The organism is Bradyrhizobium sp. USDA 4501, assembly GCF_054062115.1.
This window is the reverse complement of sequence record NZ_JBSSEX010000001.1, coordinates 642249-661216: the sequence shown is the minus strand read 5'-3', so window position 1 is coordinate 661216 and position 18968 is coordinate 642249. Positions and strand designations below refer to the sequence as shown.

General features: G+C 67.0%; 18 protein-coding genes and 1 riboswitch. Of the genes, 14 read left to right on the top strand and 4 right to left on the bottom strand.

Annotated features, from left to right (window positions below; translation table 11 throughout):
• The first annotated feature begins 109 nt into the window (after nucleotides 1-109).
• Nucleotides 110-1051 (top strand): adenosylcobinamide-phosphate synthase CbiB, encoded by a 942-nt coding sequence (cbiB, locus tag ACVWZM_RS03130; RefSeq protein WP_456851820.1) that lies wholly within the window; start codon nucleotides 110-112, stop codon nucleotides 1049-1051.
• A gap of 11 nt (nucleotides 1052-1062) precedes the next feature.
• Nucleotides 1063-2028: a threonine-phosphate decarboxylase CobD gene (gene cobD / locus ACVWZM_RS03125; RefSeq protein WP_456851818.1), complete on the top strand. Its 966-nt coding sequence runs from the start codon at nucleotides 1063-1065 to the stop codon at nucleotides 2026-2028.
• A gap of 173 nt (nucleotides 2029-2201) precedes the next feature.
• Here cobD and ACVWZM_RS03120 read toward each other — a convergent pair whose 3' ends face one another.
• The 3 genes from ACVWZM_RS03120 to cobO form a co-directional block, all read right to left on the bottom strand.
• Nucleotides 2202-3365: an IS4 family transposase gene (locus tag ACVWZM_RS03120; RefSeq protein ID WP_057015126.1), complete on the bottom strand. Its 1164-nt coding sequence runs from the start codon at nucleotides 3363-3365 to the stop codon at nucleotides 2202-2204.
• 136 nt (nucleotides 3366-3501) lie between these two features.
• The gene (locus ACVWZM_RS03115; RefSeq protein WP_456851816.1) at nucleotides 3502-4950 is read right to left on the bottom strand and encodes a cobyric acid synthase; all 1449 of its coding nucleotides are present in this window, start codon (nucleotides 4948-4950) and stop codon (nucleotides 3502-3504) included.
• Between the two features lie 11 nt (nucleotides 4951-4961).
• Nucleotides 4962-5615 (bottom strand): cob(I)yrinic acid a,c-diamide adenosyltransferase, encoded by a 654-nt coding sequence (cobO, locus tag ACVWZM_RS03110; protein WP_229193022.1) that lies wholly within the window; start codon nucleotides 5613-5615, stop codon nucleotides 4962-4964.
• 36 nt (nucleotides 5616-5651) lie between these two features.
• A riboswitch (cobalamin riboswitch) is annotated at nucleotides 5652-5863 on the top strand.
• Between the two features lie 94 nt (nucleotides 5864-5957).
• Between cobO and ACVWZM_RS03105 the strand changes: the two genes are divergently transcribed.
• Genes ACVWZM_RS03105 through cobJ form a run of 7 tightly spaced genes read left to right on the top strand, consistent with a single transcriptional unit; the run spans nucleotide 5958 to nucleotide 13865 of the window.
• The gene (locus tag ACVWZM_RS03105) at nucleotides 5958-6332 is read left to right on the top strand and encodes a DUF1636 family protein (protein WP_456851814.1); all 375 of its coding nucleotides are present in this window, start codon (nucleotides 5958-5960) and stop codon (nucleotides 6330-6332) included.
• Nucleotides 6329-7363, top strand: coding sequence for a cobalamin biosynthesis protein CobW (gene cobW / locus ACVWZM_RS03100; RefSeq protein ID WP_057015891.1), 1035 nt, complete (start codon nucleotides 6329-6331; stop codon nucleotides 7361-7363). Before ACVWZM_RS03105 ends, cobW begins: the two co-directional genes overlap by 4 nt.
• Complete coding sequence (gene cobN, locus ACVWZM_RS03095; protein WP_456851812.1) at nucleotides 7363-10611, top strand: cobaltochelatase subunit CobN; 3249 nt, start codon at nucleotides 7363-7365, stop codon at nucleotides 10609-10611. The genes cobW and cobN overlap by 1 nt, the downstream gene beginning before the upstream one ends.
• On the top strand, nucleotides 10608-11771 hold the full coding sequence (gene cobG / locus ACVWZM_RS03090; RefSeq protein ID WP_456851810.1) for a precorrin-3B synthase: 1164 nt from the start codon (nucleotides 10608-10610) through the stop codon (nucleotides 11769-11771). The genes cobN and cobG overlap by 4 nt, the downstream gene beginning before the upstream one ends.
• The gene (locus ACVWZM_RS03085) at nucleotides 11771-12400 is read left to right on the top strand and encodes a precorrin-8X methylmutase (protein ID WP_316396170.1); all 630 of its coding nucleotides are present in this window, start codon (nucleotides 11771-11773) and stop codon (nucleotides 12398-12400) included. Before cobG ends, ACVWZM_RS03085 begins: the two co-directional genes overlap by 1 nt.
• A 2-nt stretch (nucleotides 12401-12402) precedes the next feature.
• Nucleotides 12403-13134 (top strand): precorrin-2 C(20)-methyltransferase, encoded by a 732-nt coding sequence (locus ACVWZM_RS03080; protein ID WP_456851808.1) that lies wholly within the window; start codon nucleotides 12403-12405, stop codon nucleotides 13132-13134.
• The gene (cobJ, locus tag ACVWZM_RS03075; protein WP_076833496.1) at nucleotides 13131-13865 is read left to right on the top strand and encodes a precorrin-3B C(17)-methyltransferase; all 735 of its coding nucleotides are present in this window, start codon (nucleotides 13131-13133) and stop codon (nucleotides 13863-13865) included. The genes ACVWZM_RS03080 and cobJ overlap by 4 nt, the downstream gene beginning before the upstream one ends.
• On the opposite strand, the gene ACVWZM_RS03070 is transcribed toward cobJ, so the two are convergent.
• Nucleotides 13841-14590 carry a cobalt-precorrin-6A reductase gene (locus tag ACVWZM_RS03070; RefSeq protein WP_076833498.1) on the bottom strand — a complete coding sequence of 250 codons (750 nt, stop codon included), beginning with the start codon at nucleotides 14588-14590 and terminating at the stop codon, nucleotides 13841-13843. The genes cobJ and ACVWZM_RS03070 overlap by 25 nt on opposite strands.
• Here ACVWZM_RS03070 and cbiE point away from each other — a divergent pair.
• The 5 genes from cbiE to cobA are packed head-to-tail and all read left to right on the top strand — an operon-like array spanning nucleotide 14589 to nucleotide 18961.
• Nucleotides 14589-15770, top strand: a complete 1182-nt coding sequence (cbiE, locus tag ACVWZM_RS03065) for a precorrin-6y C5,15-methyltransferase (decarboxylating) subunit CbiE (RefSeq protein WP_076833500.1) — start codon at nucleotides 14589-14591, stop codon at nucleotides 15768-15770. The genes ACVWZM_RS03070 and cbiE overlap by 2 nt on opposite strands.
• Nucleotides 15767-16135 carry a cobalamin biosynthesis protein gene (locus ACVWZM_RS03060; protein WP_253624102.1) on the top strand — a complete coding sequence of 123 codons (369 nt, stop codon included), beginning with the start codon at nucleotides 15767-15769 and terminating at the stop codon, nucleotides 16133-16135. Before cbiE ends, ACVWZM_RS03060 begins: the two co-directional genes overlap by 4 nt.
• Nucleotides 16132-16929, top strand: coding sequence for a precorrin-4 C(11)-methyltransferase (cobM, locus tag ACVWZM_RS03055; RefSeq protein ID WP_076833501.1), 798 nt, complete (start codon nucleotides 16132-16134; stop codon nucleotides 16927-16929). The genes ACVWZM_RS03060 and cobM overlap by 4 nt, the downstream gene beginning before the upstream one ends.
• The gene (locus ACVWZM_RS03050; RefSeq protein ID WP_456835219.1) at nucleotides 16926-18236 is read left to right on the top strand and encodes a cobyrinate a,c-diamide synthase; all 1311 of its coding nucleotides are present in this window, start codon (nucleotides 16926-16928) and stop codon (nucleotides 18234-18236) included. Before cobM ends, ACVWZM_RS03050 begins: the two co-directional genes overlap by 4 nt.
• The gene (gene cobA, locus ACVWZM_RS03045; RefSeq protein ID WP_057015901.1) at nucleotides 18233-18961 is read left to right on the top strand and encodes a uroporphyrinogen-III C-methyltransferase; all 729 of its coding nucleotides are present in this window, start codon (nucleotides 18233-18235) and stop codon (nucleotides 18959-18961) included. The genes ACVWZM_RS03050 and cobA overlap by 4 nt, the downstream gene beginning before the upstream one ends.
• The last annotated feature ends 7 nt before the right edge of the window (nucleotides 18962-18968 follow it).

The window sequence follows — 18968 nt, the reverse complement described above, 5'->3', positions numbered from 1 at the left end:
GCTCTAACCACCAATCGCGGAGAAAGACAAAGCCGAAATCCGTCACGGAGGGCTTGCACTCGGCCGATGTCTTGCGCATCAGGGGGACCGCGGCGCGGAGAGGATTATCGTGGGTTTTGCGGGAGCGATGGCGGTGGCGATGGCGGTGGATGCCCTGATCGGCTGGCCGGCGTGGCTGTTTGCCCGCATCGGCCATCCCGTGACCTGGCTCGGCCGGCTGATCAATCTTGTCGATAGCGCCTGGAACCGCGCCTCGGACCCGCCGGCGTTTCGTCGCGTGGCTGGCATTGCGGCTGCGATCCTGGTGATCGCGCTGGTGATTGCGCTCGGTTGGGCCGTTCAGTCCGTGCTCGCATCCGGATGGGTTCGCATTGTCCTTGTCGGCGTCCTAGCGTGGCCGCTGGTTGCCGCGCGCTCGCTGCATGACCATGTCGCCGCGGTGGCAAGTCCCTTGGTATCCGGCGACATCACGGCCGCACGTTCGGCGGTCGCGCAGATTGTCGGGCGAGATCCGGCAACGCTCGACGACGTCGGCATCGCGCGCGCCACCATCGAGAGCCTCGCCGAGAATGCATCCGACGGCATCGTGGCGCCGGTGTTCTGGGGCGCGCTGTTCGGCCTGCCGGGAATCCTTGGCTACAAGGCGATCAACACGCTGGACTCCATGATCGGTCATCGCACCGAGCGGCACGAAGCCTTTGGCTGGGCAGCCGCCCGGATCGACGATCTCGCCAATCTCATTCCGGCGCGGTTGACGGGTGTTCTGTTCGTGCTGCTCGCGCCGAACCGTTCGCAGGCGTGGTCATGCATGTTGCGCGATGCGCGCCGGCATCGCTCGCCGAATGCCGGCTGGCCGGAAGCTGCGATGGCCGGCGCGCTCGGCGTGCGGCTCAGCGGTCCCCGCATCTATCACGGGCACGTCGCCGATGAGCCCTGGCTGAACGAGGGGGCGCGCGATCCGGCTGCAGCTGATGTCCTCACCGGGTTGAAACTCTATCGCTACGCCATGGTGCTGTTGGCTGCGGCGTTTGTCGCCCTGGCGCGGGCGTGAAGGTGCGGCGCATGCGTGAGCACGGCGGGAACCTTGATGTCGCCCAGCAGCGCTTCGGCGGCGCCGCGGACGACTGGATCGACCTGTCGACCGGGATCAATCGGGTGCCGTATCCCTTGGTCGATGTCGAGCCGCGGCAATGGAGCGCGTTGCCGTCGCGATCCGATCTTGAATCGCTGCACGACGCTGCGCGGCAGGCCTATGTCACCAAGGCGCCGATCGTGGCGATGGGTGGTGCGCAGGCCGCGATTCAGTTGCTGCCGCATCTGGCGCTCAAGGGGCGGGCGCGGATTCTGGCGCCGACCTACAATGAATATGCCGCGGTGTTGTCGGCCGCCGGCTGGGACGTCGCCGAGGTGTCCGATCTCGCCGCGCTGGCGGAAGCGGACATCGCCGTCGTCGTCAATCCGAACAATCCCGACGGACGACGCCATGACCGGCGCGAGTTGCTGGCACTGCTGCCGCGCGTTGGCCGGCTCGTCATCGACGAGAGTTTTGCGGACGCCGTTCCTGACCTGTCCCTTGCACCGGAAGCAGGACACGCGGGGCTGCTGATCCTGCGCTCATTCGGCAAGTTCTACGGACTTGCCGGCTTGCGCCTCGGCTTCGCGATCGGCAGCGAGGCGGACGTCGCCGCGCTTGCGGCGAGGGCGGGCCCATGGCCGGTTTCGGGAGCAGCAATCGCGATCGGGCGGCGCGCGTTGCTCGATCACGACTGGGCCAAGGCCACGGCCGCGCGGCTCGCGGACGACTGCGTCAGGCTCGATGCAATAGCGCGATCGCAGGGTTGGACGCTGCTCGGTGGCACGTTGCTGTTCCGGCTCTACCAGACGGGCGATGCATTGGCTGCGCAGGAGAAACTTGCCCGTGCGCAGATCTGGTCGCGGGTCTTCCAGCAGAAACCGGGATGGCTGCGCCTCGGCTTGCCGGGCAGTGAGCCCGAGTGGTCGCGCCTTTCCGCCGTGTTGTCGCGCTGATTGCGACGGCGCTGCGCTCCCTCTCCCCGTTCTTACGGGGAGAGGGCTGGGGTGAGGGGCCGCATCCGCATATTCGGCGACAGCTGCGGTTGCGGAGACTCCCCCTCACCCGGAACGCATCTAGCGATGCGTTCCGACCTCTCCCCGCAAGCGGCAGGGGTGTCCGGGGAAATTCAGGCATAGCGGAGCTCCATCTGGTCAGGTGAGATGGTTGATTTCCGACGGCTGGGGTTGATGGGCGGAGGTTTGTCGATGGCAGCGAGGGATCGACGCGTGAGCAGGAGCTGGCCGACGAGTTCGGCGAACCTGAGCGGGAGCATTTTGATGCAGTTGGTGTGAGCGGCGATGCGCAGCAGCAGGTAGGCAATCATCGCAGCGAGCACCTGAAGGCGGATCGCGTTGTCGTTGGCGCCGAGGAACTTGCGAATATCGAGATGCTGCTTGATCCAGCGGAACAGCAGCTCGATTTGCCATCGGCTCTTGTAGAGGGCGGCGATCTCGACGGCGCTACGGGCAAGGTCGTTGGTCAGGAGTGTGATCTTGCCGCCTTTCTCGCGTCTGATCTTGATGCGGCGGAGCGGGATTGGAAGGCGCGAATCGCCCTTGCTGGTGAGCTTCACCTCGTCATCGGCAAGGATTTCGAAGCCATCCCCGTTACGCTTGCGGATGGCGCGATGCCTGAGCGAGCGAAGACGGATGCTCGTCTTCGCCCGGGTAACGAAGAAAGCCTTGCTATCATTGATCTTCTGCCACCAGTCGAAACGGCAATAGCCCTTGTCAAACACATAGGTGGTGGCGGGCTGGATTGGGGTCTGTCGGCCGATCTCGATGTCATTGACGTTCGCGGCCGTCATCTCGACGCAGGTCGGGACATCGCTCCTTGGGTCGTAGACGACATGCAGCTTCATGCCGCGGATGCGGCCGTTCCACGTCGCCCAACTGCAGACCTTGCCGAGCGGGATCGGACTGGCGTCGATCAGACGCACCATCTCCATGCCTTCACTCCGCAGCTGGCGACGCGCCATCGCCGACAGCGCCGCAAAGGTTTGCGCGAAAATGCCGATCGGACGGCGGGCATTGGCATCGGACAACGTCGAGCGCGACAGCTTGCCGGTTCCCAAGTGATAGTGATGCTGCGAATTGGCGTTGAAGCCAGTCACCACCCCGCGCAGACTGCTGTTGCCGCTAAGCTGGGCATAGATCAGCGCCACCAGATGATCCCAGCTCCTGAACGACTTGTCGTAGGCATCCCCGTCCAGACGATCCACAACCGTCTGAAACTGCCGTCGATTGATCGGTTCAAGCAGCCTTCCAAAAATGCTACCGCGATATCGCATGCTCGGCCCTCTGTGTCTCGACAACCAGAAAAGACCGATTTGCCTCGGTCCTGCCGAGCATGCACCGCGACACAGTGAATCATTCCCCGGACACCCCTGCCGCACGCGGGGCGAGGTGAGAAGGAATCATCTCGCTTTAACGCGCCAGCGCGAGCAGGCCTTCGACATCGAGATGGGTCTCGATGTGCTCGGCAAGCGCGTCGAGCGCGCTCTCGACCCTGGCGCCGTAGGGCTGATCAGCCGCCGCGATGTCGAGTTGCGCGAGGAAAGCCTTGCGAAATTCGTCCGAGGCGAACAGGCCGTGCAGATAGCTGCCGTGAGCGCGCCCATCTGCGGAAACCGCGCCCTCAGCCGTACCGTCGAGTGATGCAAAAGGCCGCGCGCGATCCGGGCCGTCGGTGCGCCCGATATGGATTTCATAGGCGTTGATCGGCTGGCTGGTCGCAGCATGCACCGCGCTGACGCGCGTCAGCGTCTTGTGTTCGGTCATGGTGGTCGTGACATCGAGCAGCCCGAGGCCGCGTGTTTCGCCGGCGGGCCCCTCGATCCCTTCAGGGTCGGCGACGCTGTGTCCAAGCATCTGGTATCCGCCGCACAGGCCGAGGACATGGCCGCCGCGGCGATGATGCGCGAGGAGGTCGATGTCCCAGCCCTGCGCGCGCAGGAAGGCGAGATCGCCGCGGGTCGATTTCGAGCCGGGCAGGATGACGAGCTTCGCATCACCCGGGATGGCTTCGCCCGGACGTACCATCACGAGATCGACGCCGGGCTCGAGCTTCAGGGGATCGAGGTCGTCGAAATTGGCGATCCGCGACAACGCAAGGAATGCGATCTTGTGCTGGCCGGGCTTGCGCGCCTCGCCGAGCCCGAGCGCATCTTCCGCCGGAAGCTCGCCGGCGCGGACGAACCAGGGCAGCACGCCAAAGCCGCGCCACGCCGTGCGTTCTTCGATCAGGCGATAGCCGTCGTCGAACAATGTCGGATCGCCGCGGAATTTGTTGATGACAAAGCCCTGGAACATCGCGGCATCATCAGGGTCGATCACCGTCTTGATGCCGACGAGTTGCGCGATCACGCCGCCGCGGTCGATGTCGCCGACCAGCACCACGGGCACGTTGGCCCGGCGTGCAAACCCCATATTGGCGATATCGGCTTTGCGTAAGTTGACCTCGGCGGGACTGCCGGCGCCCTCGACCAGCACCAGATCGGCGCGCTGCTTCAGGCGCGCAAAACTCTCCAGCACCGCGCCCATCAGCGATGGTTTCATGCCGGCATATTCGCGCGCGCGTGCGGTGGCGATCCGTTTGCCGTGCACGATGACCTGGGCGCCGACATCGGTCTCGGGCTTCAGCAGCACCGGGTTCATGTCGGTGTGCGGCTCGACGCCGGCGGCGAGCGCCTGCAACGCCTGTGCGCGGCCGATCTCGCCGCCATCGACGGTCACGGCGGCGTTGTTCGACATGTTCTGCGGCTTGAACGGCAGCACGCGCAGGCCGCGCCGTCTGGCGGCGCGGGCGAGGCCGGCGACGATGAGCGATTTGCCCACGTCCGAGCCGGCTCCCTGGATCATCAATGCGCGCGCCATCGTGATGCCCGTCAGAACTCGACGCCCGGCTGGGCCTTGATGCCGGAGCGGAACGGATGCTTTACCAGCGTCATCTCGGTGACGAGATCGGCAATCTCGATTAGCTCCTCCTTGGCGTTGCGCCCGGTGAGCACGACATGGGTCATCGGCGGCTTCGACGTGGTCAGGAAGTCGACGACATCGGCGATCGCGAGGTAGTCGTAGCGTAGCGCGATGTTGATCTCGTCGAGCACGACCATGCGCAGGCTCGGGTCTGCGATCAGCTGCTTGGCCTTTTCCCAGCCGGCTTGCGCTGCCGCGATGTCGCGGGCGCGATCCTGCGTCTCCCAGGTAAAGCCTTCGCCCATGGCGTGAAATTGACAGAGATCGCCGAAATGCCCGGTGAGCAGGCGGCGCTCGCCGGTATCCCAGGCGCCCTTGATGAACTGCACCACGGCGCAGGGAAAGCCGTGCGCCACACAGCGCACGATCATGCCGAACGCGGAGGACGATTTTCCTTTGCCGGCGCCGGTATGAACGATGATCAGGCCCTTTTCACCGCTCTTGGTCGCCATGATGCGGTCGCGGGCGGCCTTCTTTTTCGCCATCTTGTCCGCGTGGCGCGCATCCGGCGAAAGATCGGTGCCGACGGCGCCGTCTTCAGCGTCCTTTCCATCAGAAGTCATCACATTCCTTCGGCTTGACAAGTGCGAGGCTTGGACGAATGGTGGTCCTGCGTTGGTTCCTGTCCTACGACAGGCGAAGAGGGAATGCGATAGGGCTCCGCTAAATCGGGCCCGAAGCGCAGCCGCCCCCGCGACCGTGACCGGAGAGATGCCCAAGCCACTGATTCCATACGGAGTCGGGAAGGTGGGCATCGAAGGGTAAAACCTGCTCCGCAAGCCGGGAGACCTGCCAACGCAGCATGTTGTGAAACCGGCGGACGGGGTGTTCCGCGACGGGGAACGAACCTGTCCAAAATCGGTTCGTGTGCCTCATCGCTTCCCGCTGTCAATCCAGGAAGGGCGATGAGCGTTACACTTCATGTCTGCATCACCTGCCGCGCCGGCCGGACGCCGGCGGAACGTGAGCTCGCGCCCGGTGCACGCCTGCATGCCGCGCTTGTCGAGGCCGGCGTGCCTGATGACGTCAATCTGGTTCCCGTCGCATGCCTGTCGGCCTGCAGCCAGGGTTGCTCGGTCGCGCTCAGCGCGCCGGGGCGCTGGTCCTATGTCTACGGCCGACTGTCCGCTGATAATGCCGCGGATGTGATCGCCGGTGCCTCCGCCTATGCGGCGGCGCCCGACGGCATCGTGCCGTGGCGCAGCCGTCCGGAAATCTTCCGCAAGCAATCGCTCGCCCGCATTCCACCTCTTCCCGTCGTGCCGGAGGCCGCAGAATGACCACGCTCGCCAAAATTCCGGTCACCGTCGTGACCGGCTTTCTCGGCTCCGGCAAGACGACGCTGATCCAGCATCTGATCCGCAATGCCAACGGCAAGAAGCTCGCGGTGCTGGTCAACGAATTCGGCAGCGAAGGCGTCGACGGCGACATCCTGAAGTCGTGCGCCGACGCCAATTGTCCGGCCGAGAACATCGTCGAACTCGCCAATGGCTGTATCTGCTGCACCGTCGCCGATGATTTCATCCCGGCGATGGAGCAGTTGCTGGCGCGGAACGTGAAGCCCGATCACATCGTGATCGAAACTTCCGGGCTCGCGCTGCCGAAGCCGCTGCTGAAAGCGTTCGACTGGCCGGAGATCCGTTCGCGGATCACGGTCGACGGCGTGATCGCGCTCGCCGACGCCGAGGCCGTCGCCGCCGGCCGTTTTGCGCCTGATCCGGCCGCGGTGGATGCGCAGCGTGCGGCGGACGACAATCTCGACCACGAGACGCCGCTGTCGGAAGTGTTCGAGGACCAGATCGCATGTGCCGATATCGTGCTGCTGACCAAGGCGGACCTCGCGGGGGCGGAGGGGATCAAGGCAGCGAAAGAGGTGATCGCGGCCGAGATGCCGCGCGAGGTGCCGATGTTGCCCGTCGTCGACGGCACGATCGACGCGCGCGTGATCCTCGGGCTCGGGGCGGCGGCGGAAAGCGATCTCGCGGCGCGGCCGTCGCATCACGATGGCGAGGAGGAACACGAGCACGACGATTTCAATTCCGTCGTGATCGATCTTCCGGAAGTTTCGGATGTCGACGCGCTGGTCGCCTCGATCAAGGGGCTGGCGCGCGAGCAGAACGTGCTGCGCGCCAAGGGCTACATCGCGGTCGAAGGCAAGCCGATGCGGCTGTTGGTGCAATCGGTCGGCGAGCGGGTGCGGCATCAGTTCGACATGCCCTGGGGTGCACGGGCGCGGCAGTCGAAGCTCGTCGTGATCGGCGAACATGCCGACATCGATGAAGCCGCGATCAGGGCACGGCTTGGTGTCTGATGCACGTCGTCTTCCGCGAGAGCCGCGGCCTTGAGGAGACCGCGACGCCAAGGGACCTCGGCCAGGATCCGGCCGATCTCGTGGTGTTGTCGTTTTCCGACAGCGATCTTGCTGCCTTCGCGGCCGGCTGGCGGCGCGGCCGTGCTGCGCTGCCGTCGCTGCGGCTCGCCAATCTCGCGGAGCTGCGCCATCCGCTGTCGGTCGATACCTATATCGAGCGGACGCTCTCGCACGCCCGCGGCATTCTGGTGCGGCTGATCGGCGGCGAGCCCTATTGGTCATACGGGCTGGCCGCGGTGCATCGGCTGGCGAAGGAGCGCGGCATTGCCCTGGTCGTGCTGCCGGCCGATGGCCGCGACGATCAGCGACTCGATGAATTCTCGACCTTGCCGATCTCGACGCTGCGCCGCCTCAAGGTGCTGTGCGACAAGGGCGGTCCTGTTGCCGCGCAGGCCGTGATCGCGCAGCTGGCGCTCGCGTCCGGACTCTATGCCGGGCCGGTGGTCGGCGAGATCGATCTTCCCGAGATCGGCGTCTACGATTCCCGGCGCGGTGCCATCACGGCGTTGCCGGCACCGGACGGCCGGCCGCGCGTGCTGGTGACGTTTTATCGTTCCTACCTCGCGGCCGGCGACACGGCGCCGGTCGATGCATTGATCGATGCATTGCGTGAGAGGGGCTTTGATGCTCATGGCGTGTTCGTCACCTCGCTGAAGGCGGCGGGCGTGGCCGATTGGCTGCGCGTTCAGATTGCGCAATGCGCTCCAGCGGCGATCGTCAATGCGACCGCGTTTTCCACGGCCGGTGACGACGGCACGACGCCGTTCGACGCTGCATCATGCCCGGTGTTCCAGGTCGCGCTGTCGACCGCGAGGCGCGAGGATTGGTCCTTGTCGCTCCGCGGGCTCTCGCCCGGCGATCTCGCGATGCATGTGGTGCTGCCGGAGGTCGACGGCCGCCTGTTCACAGGGGTCGTGAGCTTCAAATCGCCCGGTGAGCGCGATCCCGAGCTGCAATTCGCGCATCTTGCGCATCGACCGGATGCCGAGCGCGTCGCTGCAATTGCCGCACGCGTGGCCGCCTGGCATCGGCTTGCCAGCAAGCCGGCACAGGAGAAGTGGCTTGCGCTGGTGCTCTCGAACTATCCCGGCCGGCCGCATCAGATCGCGCATGCCGTCGGACTCGATGCGCTGGCGTCGGTCGGGGCGATGCTGGCTGATCTCGCGGGCGCGGGATTTGACCTTGAGCCGGTGGAGTCGCTGGGCGACATTCTTTTGCGCAGGAATTTGACGTGGAACGTCGCCGACTATCGTGCGGCGCTTTCCGGCCTTCCCGAGCTGCTGCAGGACGATCTCAGCCGCGCATGGGGCGCGCCGGAAGATGATCCCGATTGCCGTGACGGCGCATTTCATTTCGCGGCGATCTGCTGCGGCAAATCGGTCATCGCCGTTCAGCCGGAGCGCGGTGAGGTGGGGCAGCGCGACGCCGACTATCACGATCTCGCGCGCACGCCGCGCCACGCCTATGTCGCGTTCTATCTGTGGCTCAGGCAGCAGGCCATCGATGCCGTCGTCCACATCGGCGCGCACGGAACGCTGGAATGGCTGCCTGGCAAGTCGGTTGCGCTGTCGCCCGCATGCTGGCCGGAGGCGCTGATCGGCGATCTGCCTGTTGTCTATCCCTTCATCGTCAACGATCCCGGCGAGGCGGCGCAGGCCAAGCGCCGGATCGGTGCCGTGACGATCGGTCATCTGCCGCCGCCGCTCGCGAAGGCTGCGGTGCCGGAAGGCTTGCGCAATCTCGAGCGCTTGCTCGATGAGTATTCGACCGCCGATGGTCTCGATCCGGCGCGGCGGCAGCGCCTGATCGCCGCGATCCGCGAGGAAGCACGCATCGCCGGGCTGGAAGACGATCTCGGTCTCGCCGCGTCGGTCTCGGCGGCCGAGGCCATTCCGCAGATCGATCGTTTCGTCTGCGACCTCAAGGAAAGCCAGTTCGGCGACGGCTTGCATGTGTTCGGACGGGGCGCTTGCGGCGAGGCGGAGAGGGCGGCGCTGCGCGATGCGCTCGCGGGTCGGCGCGTGGCGCCGGGGCCGTCGGGCTCGCCCTATCGCGGACGCCGCGACGTGCTGCCGACCGGGCGCAATCTGTTTGCGGTCGATCCGCGCGCGGTGCCGACGCCGTCGGCGCATGCCCAAGGCGTGAAGCTTGCCGAAGAGCTGCTGCGCCGTCATTTGCAGGATCACGGCGACTGGCCGAAGGGACTCGTGGTCGACCTCTGGGGCTCCTCGACGATGCGCACCGCGGGCGAGGATTTTGCGATGGCCCTGCACCTCGCCGGCATCGCGCCGCGCTGGGATCATGGATCTGGGCGGGTGTCGGGCTACGACATCATCGCGCCGGCGGAGCTCGGCCGGCCGCGCATCGACGTCACGCTGCGGGTGTCGGGGCTGTTCCGCGACGTCTTTTCTGGGCTGGCCCAGTTGTTCGAAGCCGCGGCGGAGGCGTTGTCCGAACGCAGCGATGAGGCGGACGAGAATCCCTATCGGCAGCGCATCGCGCGCGTGTTCGGTCCTCGCCCCGGACATTATGGTGTTGGTATTTCGTCGGTCCCCGATGTCTTCACACCGGAGGCGCGCGAGGCGGCCGGCGAAGCATGGCTATCGGCATCGTCGTGGGCTCTCGCATCCGACGGCGAGATGCGGCCCGATCGCGCCGGCATCGAGGCGCGGCTCGCGGCTGCGGACAGTTTTGTTCACACCCAGGATCTGCCGGAGACCGATCTGCTGCTGGCGGCCGACTACGCCGCGCACGAGGCGGGCATCGCGGCGGCGGCGAGGCGCCTTGGCACGAAAGCCCCATCGCTCTATCACCTCGATGCGACGCGGCCGGATCAGCCTCATGCCCGCGCGTTGACCGAGGAAATCTCACGGGTGGTGCGGGTGCGCGCGGCCAACCCTGCCTGGATCGCGGGCATGATGCGCCATGGCTTCCGTGGTGCCGCCGAAATCACAGCGACGTTGGAGCACATGGCGGCGTTCGCCCATCTTGCCGGCGCGGTGCCGCCGCATCTGTTCGATCTCTACTACGATGCGACGCTCGGCAATGACGAGGTTCGCGGCTTCATGGCGCGCGAGAACCCGGCGGCGCTGGCTGCGATCGAAACCTGCTTCGCGAGATTGCATGAAGCCTCGCTCTGGCAGACGCGGCGCAATTCGATCGCGGCTGCGCTGCAGGAGGCCTCATGAGCGCGGTTGCGGTCAAGGGCTGGTGTCCAGGCGCGCTGCGGCCGATGCAGTCAGGCGATGGCCTCGTGGTGCGCATTCGCCCGCGCGGCGGACGGCTGGACGCGGCGCAGGCAGCGGGAATCGGCAGGCTGGCGGCGCGATACGGCAACGGCCTGATCGACCTGACCAGCCGCGCCAATCTCCAGGTTCGCGGCGTCAGCGATGAAGCTTATCCGCCCCTGGTCGATGGGCTCGCTGAACTCGGGTTGCTGGACACGGACTCGAATACCGAGGCGCAGCGAAACATTCTGGTGACGCCGTTCTGGACTGTCGCCGACGAGACGCGCTCGCTTGCGACCGAGCTTGAGCAGGGGCTTGCCGGTGCCTCGTTTGATCTTCCAACCAAGTTCGGCTTCGCAATCGATGATGGCAATGCGCGGATGCTGGCGGATGCGTCCGCCGATATCAGGATCGAGCGCGATCGCGGCCGGGGACTGCTGGTGCGGGCCGATGGCGCGCAGCGCGGGCTTTCGGTCATGCGGAGCGAGGCCGTTCAGGTCGCGTTGGCGCTGGCCGAATGGTTTGTCACCTCCGGCGGAACCAGGGGTGAGCGGCGACGGATGGCGGCTCATCTCGCCGGCGGCGCGAGCCTGCCGCAGTCGCTTCGCGGTGATGCCGAACCCGTCGGCCAATCGTCGAGTCCCGTGCCGGGCATCTATCCAATGGGCGCGATGGTTGGCGTCGCCTTCGGGCAGATGCCGCACCAGACGCTCAACGATCTCGCCGGCTGCGCGCGGGCTCTCCGCATGACGCCGTGGCGGATGATGCTGGTGGAGGGGATGCGCGAGATGCCCGGTGGGGCGGACCTCGTGACTGATGCCGGCGATCCGAGGCTTCGTGTGGTCGCCTGCAGCGGCGCACCGCGCTGCGGCGATGCGCATGCGGACACGCGTATGCTGGCATCGGCGCTCGCGCGGCATATTCCATCCGATGCGCGGCTTCACGTCTCCGGCTGCGCCAAGGGCTGCGCCCATTCCGGTTCTGCGGATGTTACCCTCGTTGCGACAGACGAGGGCTTTGATCTGATCCGCCGCGGCACGACGCGGGATGCGCCGGTCCTCCGAGGATTGAGCAGTACGTACCTCGTTGCAAATCCTACCGTGCTGACGGGAGGCCATTGATGCCGCACGTCTACGAGACCGATGGCGCGGCGATCTATCGCCAGTCCTTTGCCACCATCCGCTCCGAGGCCGATCTTGCCCGCTTCACGCCAGACGAAGAGCCGGTGGTCGTGCGCATGATCCATGCCGCCGGTATGGTGGGCTTGGAAGCGCATGTGCGCTTCACATCAGGCATGGCTGCGCGCGCGCGAGCCGCCTTGCAGGAGGGCGCGCCAATCCTCTGCGACGCGCGCATGGTGTCGGAGGGAATCACGCGCGCGCGGCTGCCGGCCGGCAATGCCGTGATCTGCACGCTCGGTGATGTCAAGGTACCTGCGCTCGCGCAATCGATGCGCAACACGCGCTCCGCGGCGGCGCTCGAGCTGTGGCGGCCGCATCTGGCCGGTGCCATCGTCGCGATCGGCAACGCGCCAACGGCGCTGTTTCATCTGCTCAACATGCTGGAGGATCCGGATTGCCCACGGCCGGCGGCGATCATCGGCTGTCCGGTCGGCTTTGTCGGCGCGGCGGAATCCAAGGCGGCATTGATGGCTGAGCCGCCCGTGCCGGCGCTGACGGTCGAGGGACGGTTCGGTGGTTCGGCGATCACGGTTGCCGCCGTCAATGCGCTGGCGAGCCGGAGCGAATAGCGATGGGACGCATCATCTGCTGCGGCCTCGGCCCAGGCGATCCGGACCTGATGAGCGTGCGCGCCGACCGCGTTGTGCGTGCCGCGAAGCACGTCGCCTATTTTCGCAAAAAGGGCCAGCCGGGGCAGGCGCGCCGCATTGTCGAAGGCTTGCTCGCCGCAGACGTCAGCGAATATCCGATGGAATATCCGGTCACCACGGAGATCGCGTTCGACAGTCCGGACTATGCGCGGCTGCTTGCCGACTTCTATGACGAATGGGCCGAGCGCCTGGCGCGATTTGCGCGCGCGGTCGACATCGTCGTGCTCTGCGAGGGCGATCCCTATTTCTATGGTTCATTTATGCATCTGCATGCACGGCTGCAGGGGCGTGTCGAGATCGAGGTGATCGCCGGCATTCCCGGCATGGTCGGCTGCTGGAATTCGGTGGGTCAGCCGATTGCGCTGGCCGACGATGTGACGACCGTTCTGATGGGGACGCTGCCGGAGGCGGAGCTCGCCGAGCGGATGCGCAGCTCCGACGCGCTGGTCGTCATGAAGACCGGTCGCAATCTTCCGAAGATTCGCCGCGCGCTGGCGTCCGCGGGGCGCCTCGATGATGCGTGGCTGGTCGAACGCGGCACCATGCCGGATCAGCGCGTCGCACGGCTTGCAGATGTCGGCGAGGTCGATTGTCCGTATTTTGCGATCGTGCTGGTGCACGGGCAGGGGCGGCGCAGGGAGGTCGCGCAATGACCGGCACGCTGACCATCGCGGGGCTCGGACCGGGCGCCGAGGCGCTGATCACGCCGGAGGTCGCTGCTGCGCTCGCGGCCGCGACCGACATCGTCGGCTATGCGCCCTATGTGACGCGCGTGCCGCCGCGCGCCGGGCTCACGCTGCATCCCTCGGACAATCGCGTGGAGTCGCAGCGCGCCGCTGACGCGCTGCGGCTCGCGTCGGAAGGAGGCCACGTCGTCGTGGTTTCCTCAGGCGATCCCGGCGTGTTTGCGATGGCATCGGCCGTGTTCGAAGCGCTGGAGGACGCGCCGCAATGGCACGACCTGCCGATTCGCGTTCTGCCCGGCGTGACGGCGATGCTGGCGGCGGCGGCAAGCGCCGGCGCGCCGCTCGGTCATGATTTCTGCGCGATCAATCTCTCCGACAATCTCAAGCCCTGGCCGCTGATCGAGAAACGCCTGCGGCTTGCGGCCGAAGCGGATTTCGCGATCGCGATGTACAATCCGCGCTCGGCCAGCCGGCCGGAAGGTTTTGGGCGCGCGCTCGAGATCTTGCGCGAGGCCGGCTGTGACGAGCGGATCGTGGTGTTCGCGCGCTCCGTCAGCACGCCCGAGCAGCGGATCGAGACGGTCGAACTGCGCGACGCAAGGCCAGACATGGCCGACATGCGGACGCTCGTGATCGTCGGCAATTCGGCGACACGGCGGGTCGGCCGCTGGGTCTATGCGCCGAGGCAGGTCCGATGACCGAGCCATTGCATCGCCTCGCTCACGCTTTCCACCCGCGGCCTCTCGGGCAGCAGTGGCCGCGTGATCATGATGACGGGAAGGCCGAGCACGCGGGCGGCGTCGATCTTGGCGCGCGCGCCGGTTCCGCCGGAGTTGCGGGCGACGATCCACTCGATGCGACGCGTGCGCATCATCGCGAGCTCACCCTCGAGCGTGAAGGGGCCGCGCGACATAATGACGTCGGCATCGGGCAATGGAAGCGCTTGCTCGGGCGGGTCGACGAACCGCAACGTATAGGCATGCTGCGGCCGGGCGCCGAACGGCGCGACGTGCTGGCGGCCGATCGCGAGGAACACGCTGGCGCGGCTGTCCGGCAAGGCCGCGGCCGCGGAGACGACGTCCGCGACTTCGATCCAGCGATCGCCCGCGGCTTTGTCCCAAGGCGCGCGCTCAAGCGCGAGCAGGGGCGTTGCGGTTTGCGCGCAGGCCGCGATGGCGTTGCGGCTCATCTCGGCGGCGAAGGGATGCGTCGCATCGACCACATGCGTGATGGCTTCGCGGTGGAGATAGTCGGCAAGACCGTCGACGCCGCCGAAGCCGCCGATCCTGGTCGGCAGCGGCTGGTCGGCTGGCGTGCGGGTGCGGCCGCCATAGGAATAGACCGCATCGATCCCCGCGCGTGCGATCGCAGCGGCGAGCAGATTGGCATCGGCCGTTCCGCCCAGGATCAGGGCGCGCATCATGGATAATCCCTGGTTGACCATCATCGGCATCGGCGAAGATGGCCTTGCCGGCCTCTCCGATGCAAGTCGAAAGGCGCTCCGTGAAGCCGAAACAGTTTTCGGCGCCCAACGGCACCTCGCGCTCGTCGGCATCACCGACCGCGGCCGTGCCTGGCCGGTGCCGTTCGATGCGAACATCGTGCTGAGCTGTCGCGGCCGTCCGACGGCGGTGCTCGCGTCGGGCGATCCGTTCTGGCATGGCGTCGGCGGAAGCCTTGTCGAGAAGCTGCAGGCCGGTGAGTGGGTCGCGCACTCCGCGCCGTCGACGTTCTCACTGGCGGCGGCTCGTTTGGGCTGGCGTATCGAGAATGCTGTCTGTCTCGGTCTTCATGCCGCGCCGTTCGAGCGGCTGTTGCCGCATCTCGTGCGCGATGCGCGGATCATCTGCCTGCTGCGTGACGGCAAGGCAGCTTCCGACCTTGCGCGCTGGCTGACGGAGCGTGGTTGGGGGGCGTCGGCAATATGGACGCTTGCGGCGCTTGGCGGACCGCGTGAATGCATCACGCAGCATCGCGCCGACTCGTATGCGGGTGATTCAGGCGAGAGCCTGGTCGCGATCGCGCTGGAGGCGCGGGGAGCGCAGGGAATCGCACGCAGCTCAGGTCTTGCCGATGCGCTCTTTGTGCATGACGGGCAACTGACAAAGCGGCCGGTCCGCGCGCTTGCGCTGTCGGCGCTTGCGCCGCGGCCCGTTGAGCGGCTGTGGGATGTCGGCGCGGGCTCGGGCTCGATCTCGATCGAATGGGCGCTGTGTGGAGGGACGGCGATCGCCGTCGAAGCCCGCACCGAACGCGCCGCCAACATCCGCAGCAATGCGGCGAGCTTCGGCTTGACGCATCGGATCACCGTCATCGAGGGCGAGGCGCCCGGCGCTTTATCGGACCTCGCGGCGCCCGATGCGGTGTTCATCGGCGGCGGCCTCGACGCTGATATGTTCGATGCGATCTGGTCGCAGATCGCGCCGTGCACGCGGCTGGTCGCGCATGCGGTGACCCTGGAGACAGAGGCGCTGCTCTGCGATCTGCACCGGCGTCATGGCGGCGAGTTGATGCGCCTCGAGATCGCGCAGGCCGAGCCATTGGGCCGCTATCGCGGCTGGAAGGCCGCGCGGCCGATCGTGCAATGGAGCGCGCTCCGATGAAGGTCGCTGGTCTCGGATTCAGGCGCAATGCCAGTGTCGCGTCCTTGCGCGGCGCCCTCGACGCGGCCGGCGGGCCCAAAGGCCTTGCGGCAATTGCAACGGTGAGTGACAAGGCCGATGCGGCGGCATTGAGGGACTTGGCGCGGGAATTGGGGCTGCCGGTCCGGAGTATTCCCGCCGGGGTCCTGGCTGAAATAAAGACTGCAACGCAATCTGAGCTTATCAAAGCGAGGTTCGGAACGGGCTCGGTCGCCGAGGCTGCGGCGATCGCTGCAGCAGGGCGCGGTGCGCGCCTGATCTCGGTCAGGGCCGCGTCACGGGATCGGATGGCCATCGCGGCGATCGCGGAAGGAGACGGCGAATGACGGTGCATTTCATCGGCGCAGGGCCTGGCGCTGCCGATTTGCTGACCCTGCGCGGGCGCGATCTCATCGCCTCGTGCCCGGTTTGTCTCTATGCCGGATCGCTGGTGCCACCGGATGTTCTGGCGCATTGTCCGCCGGATGCGCGCATCGTCAACACCGCGTCGCTGTCGCTCGACCAAATCATTGCCGAGATCGCTGCCGCGGATGCGGAGGGCAAGGACGTTGCGCGGCTGCATTCGGGCGATCTCTCGGTCTGGTCGGCGATGGGCGAGCAGCTGCGCCGGCTGCGCGCGTTGCAGATTCCGTATTCGGTCACGCCCGGGGTGCCAGCCTTCTCGGCGGCTGCGGCGGCGCTGGAGGCCGAGCTGACGCTGCCGGGCCTTGCGCAATCGGTGGTGCTGACGCGCACGCCGGGCCGGGCGAGCGCGATGCCGGATGGCGAGACGCTCGCAGCCTTTGCCGCGACCGGCGCGGTGCTGGCGATCCATCTTTCGATCCATCTGCTCGACAAGGTCATGGCCGAGCTCACGCCGCACTACGGCGCGGATTGCCCGGTTGCGATCGTCTGGCGCGCGAGCTGGCCGGACCAGCGCATCGTGCGCGGCACGCTCGCGACGCTCGATACCGCCGTCGGCCCCGAGCTCGAACGCACTGCGCTCATTCTGGTCGGCAAGACGCTCGGCGCGGACGAATTCGCCGAGAGCCGTCTCTATGCAGCTGACTATGACCGTCGCTACCGTCCGGTCGGGGCGGCGCCGCGTTTTCCGGAATCGTCGCCGGAATCATCGCAATGACCGCGGCGCTCGTCATCTCTGCGCCGGCATCCGGTGTCGGCAAGACGACGCTGACCCTGGCGTTGGCGCGCGCCTATCGCAATCGTGGTCTCAAGGTACAATGCCTCAAGAGCGGGCCTGATTACATCGATCCCGCCTTTCACGCGGTCGCCACGGGACACCCGTCGGTCAACATCGATAGCTGGGCGATGGCGCGCGAAGCGATCGCGCATTTGGCAGGCCGCGGCGCGGACACCGATCTCGTGCTGGCGGAAGGCTCGATGGGACTGTTCGACGGCGTCGCCGCGCGGGGCGTCTCGGGGACCGGCGCCACCGCCGACATCGCCGAGATGATGGAGTGGCCGGTGTTGCTGGTGATCGATCCCTCCGGTCAGGCGCAGACCGCGGCGGCGGTCGCGGCTGGATTGCGTGATTTTCGCGCCGGCGTTCGGCTTGCGGGCGTCGTCCTCAATCGCGTCGCGAGCGCGCGGCATGAAGCGCTGGTGCGCAGTGCCATGGCGGGCGCGGGCATTCCGGTATTGGGATCGCTGCCGCGCCACGCCGAGATCGCCTTGCCGAAGCGTCACCTGGGCCTGGTACAGGCCGAAGAGCAGGCTCAGATCGACGGTCTGATTGACGAAGCCGCACGCTTCGTCGCCGAGCATGTCGATCTCGACGCCGTGCTGAAATCGGCCGAGGTCTGGTCGCCGCAATCCGCCGTGCCCAGCCCGGACATCACGCCGCCCGGCCAGCGCATTGCGCTGGCGCGCGATACCGCATTCTCGTTCGTCTATCCGCACATGCTGGAAGCCTGGCGCGCGGCCGGCGCTGAGATCGTGACGTTCTCGCCGCTTGCGGACGAAGGCCCCGACGCGGACGCCGATGTGTGCTGGCTGCCCGGCGGCTATCCCGAACTGCATGCCGGCCGGCTTTCGGCCAACAGGCGATTTTTCGGGCGGCTCCGCGCCTTCGCCGCGACGCGGCCGGTGCACGGCGAATGCGGCGGCTACATGGTGCTGGGCGCCGCGCTGACCGACGCCGACGGCGTGCGCCACGAGATGGCGGGCCTGCTCGGCCTTGAGACGAGCTATGCCAAGCGCCGCATGCATCTGGGCTACCGGCTCGCCGAGCTTGCCGCGCCGATGCCCGGCCACGGCCCGGGCGCACGGCTGCGCGGCCACGAGTTTCATTATTCGACGATCATCGCGCAGCCCGACACGCCGCTCGCGGTGGTGCGTGATGCGACCGGTACGATCGTTGCGGAGACCGGATCGCGGCGCGGCTGTGCGACGGGTACATTCTTCCATCTGATTGCGGAGGACCGGTGAGCGGATTCGTTTCCTTCGTCTCGGCCGGTCCCGGCGATCCCGAACTCCTGACCATGAAGGGAGCGGCGCGGCTGCGCAAGGCCGATGTGGTGCTCTATGACGATCTTGCCTCGGGCGCGATCCTCGATCTCGCGCGCGCCGGCGCCAACCTCGTCGCGGTCGGCAAGCGCGCCGGCCGCCTGTCGGCGAAGCAGCACCATGTCAGCCGGCTGCTGGTCGATTATGCCACCGCCGGCGTGCGGGTCGTGCGGCTGAAATCCGGCGACGCCGGTATTTTTGGACGGCTCGAGGAGGAGATCGAAGCGCTGCGCGCGGCCGGCATCGGCTACGAAATCATTCCCGGTGTGACCTCGGCCTCGGTTGCCGCCGCGCAGGCCGGCATTCCGCTGACGCGTCGGCTGACCTCGCGCCGGGTCCAGTTCGTCACCGGCGCCGATGTGACGGGCGAATTGCCCGCGGATCTGAACTGGGCGGCGCTGGCCGATCCGGAAGCGACCACCGTCGTCTACATGGGGCGGCGGACCTTCCCGGCATTGGCCGCAAGGCTGATCGCGCACGGCCTCGCGCCCGACACGCCCGCACTGCTGGCGGAATCGCTCGGGCACACCGACGAGCGGCTGCTTCGCACCACGATCGCAGCGCTGGCCGAACAGCTCACGCATGCCGGCGCGGCCACGGCGGCTGCCGTTATCCTGTTCGGTGCGCTGGCGCCGGAACAAGGGTGACGCGGCC

Coding starts and splice junctions, on each gene's coding strand:
- cobM (WP_076833501.1), top strand. CDS start 16,132: ATGACGGTGCATTTCATCGGCGCAGGGCCTGGCGCTGCCGATTTGCTG.
- ACVWZM_RS03070 (WP_076833498.1), bottom strand. CDS start 14,590: ATGATGCGCGCCCTGATCCTGGGCGGAACGGCCGATGCCAATCTGCTC.
- cbiE (WP_076833500.1), top strand. CDS start 14,589: ATGGATAATCCCTGGTTGACCATCATCGGCATCGGCGAAGATGGCCTT.
- ACVWZM_RS03085 (WP_316396170.1), top strand. CDS start 11,771: ATGCCGCACGTCTACGAGACCGATGGCGCGGCGATCTATCGCCAGTCC.
- ACVWZM_RS03120 (WP_057015126.1), bottom strand. CDS start 3,365: ATGCGATATCGCGGTAGCATTTTTGGAAGGCTGCTTGAACCGATCAAT.
- cobJ (WP_076833496.1), top strand. CDS start 13,131: ATGACCGGCACGCTGACCATCGCGGGGCTCGGACCGGGCGCCGAGGCG.
- ACVWZM_RS03105 (WP_456851814.1), top strand. CDS start 5,958: ATGAGCGTTACACTTCATGTCTGCATCACCTGCCGCGCCGGCCGGACG.
- cobW (WP_057015891.1), top strand. CDS start 6,329: ATGACCACGCTCGCCAAAATTCCGGTCACCGTCGTGACCGGCTTTCTC.
- cobD (WP_456851818.1), top strand. CDS start 1,063: ATGCGTGAGCACGGCGGGAACCTTGATGTCGCCCAGCAGCGCTTCGGC.
- cobG (WP_456851810.1), top strand. CDS start 10,608: ATGAGCGCGGTTGCGGTCAAGGGCTGGTGTCCAGGCGCGCTGCGGCCG.
- ACVWZM_RS03050 (WP_456835219.1), top strand. CDS start 16,926: ATGACCGCGGCGCTCGTCATCTCTGCGCCGGCATCCGGTGTCGGCAAG.
- ACVWZM_RS03080 (WP_456851808.1), top strand. CDS start 12,403: ATGGGACGCATCATCTGCTGCGGCCTCGGCCCAGGCGATCCGGACCTG.
- cobO (WP_229193022.1), bottom strand. CDS start 5,615: ATGACTTCTGATGGAAAGGACGCTGAAGACGGCGCCGTCGGCACCGAT.
- ACVWZM_RS03115 (WP_456851816.1), bottom strand. CDS start 4,950: ATGGCGCGCGCATTGATGATCCAGGGAGCCGGCTCGGACGTGGGCAAA.
- cobN (WP_456851812.1), top strand. CDS start 7,363: ATGCACGTCGTCTTCCGCGAGAGCCGCGGCCTTGAGGAGACCGCGACG.
- ACVWZM_RS03060 (WP_253624102.1), top strand. CDS start 15,767: ATGAAGGTCGCTGGTCTCGGATTCAGGCGCAATGCCAGTGTCGCGTCC.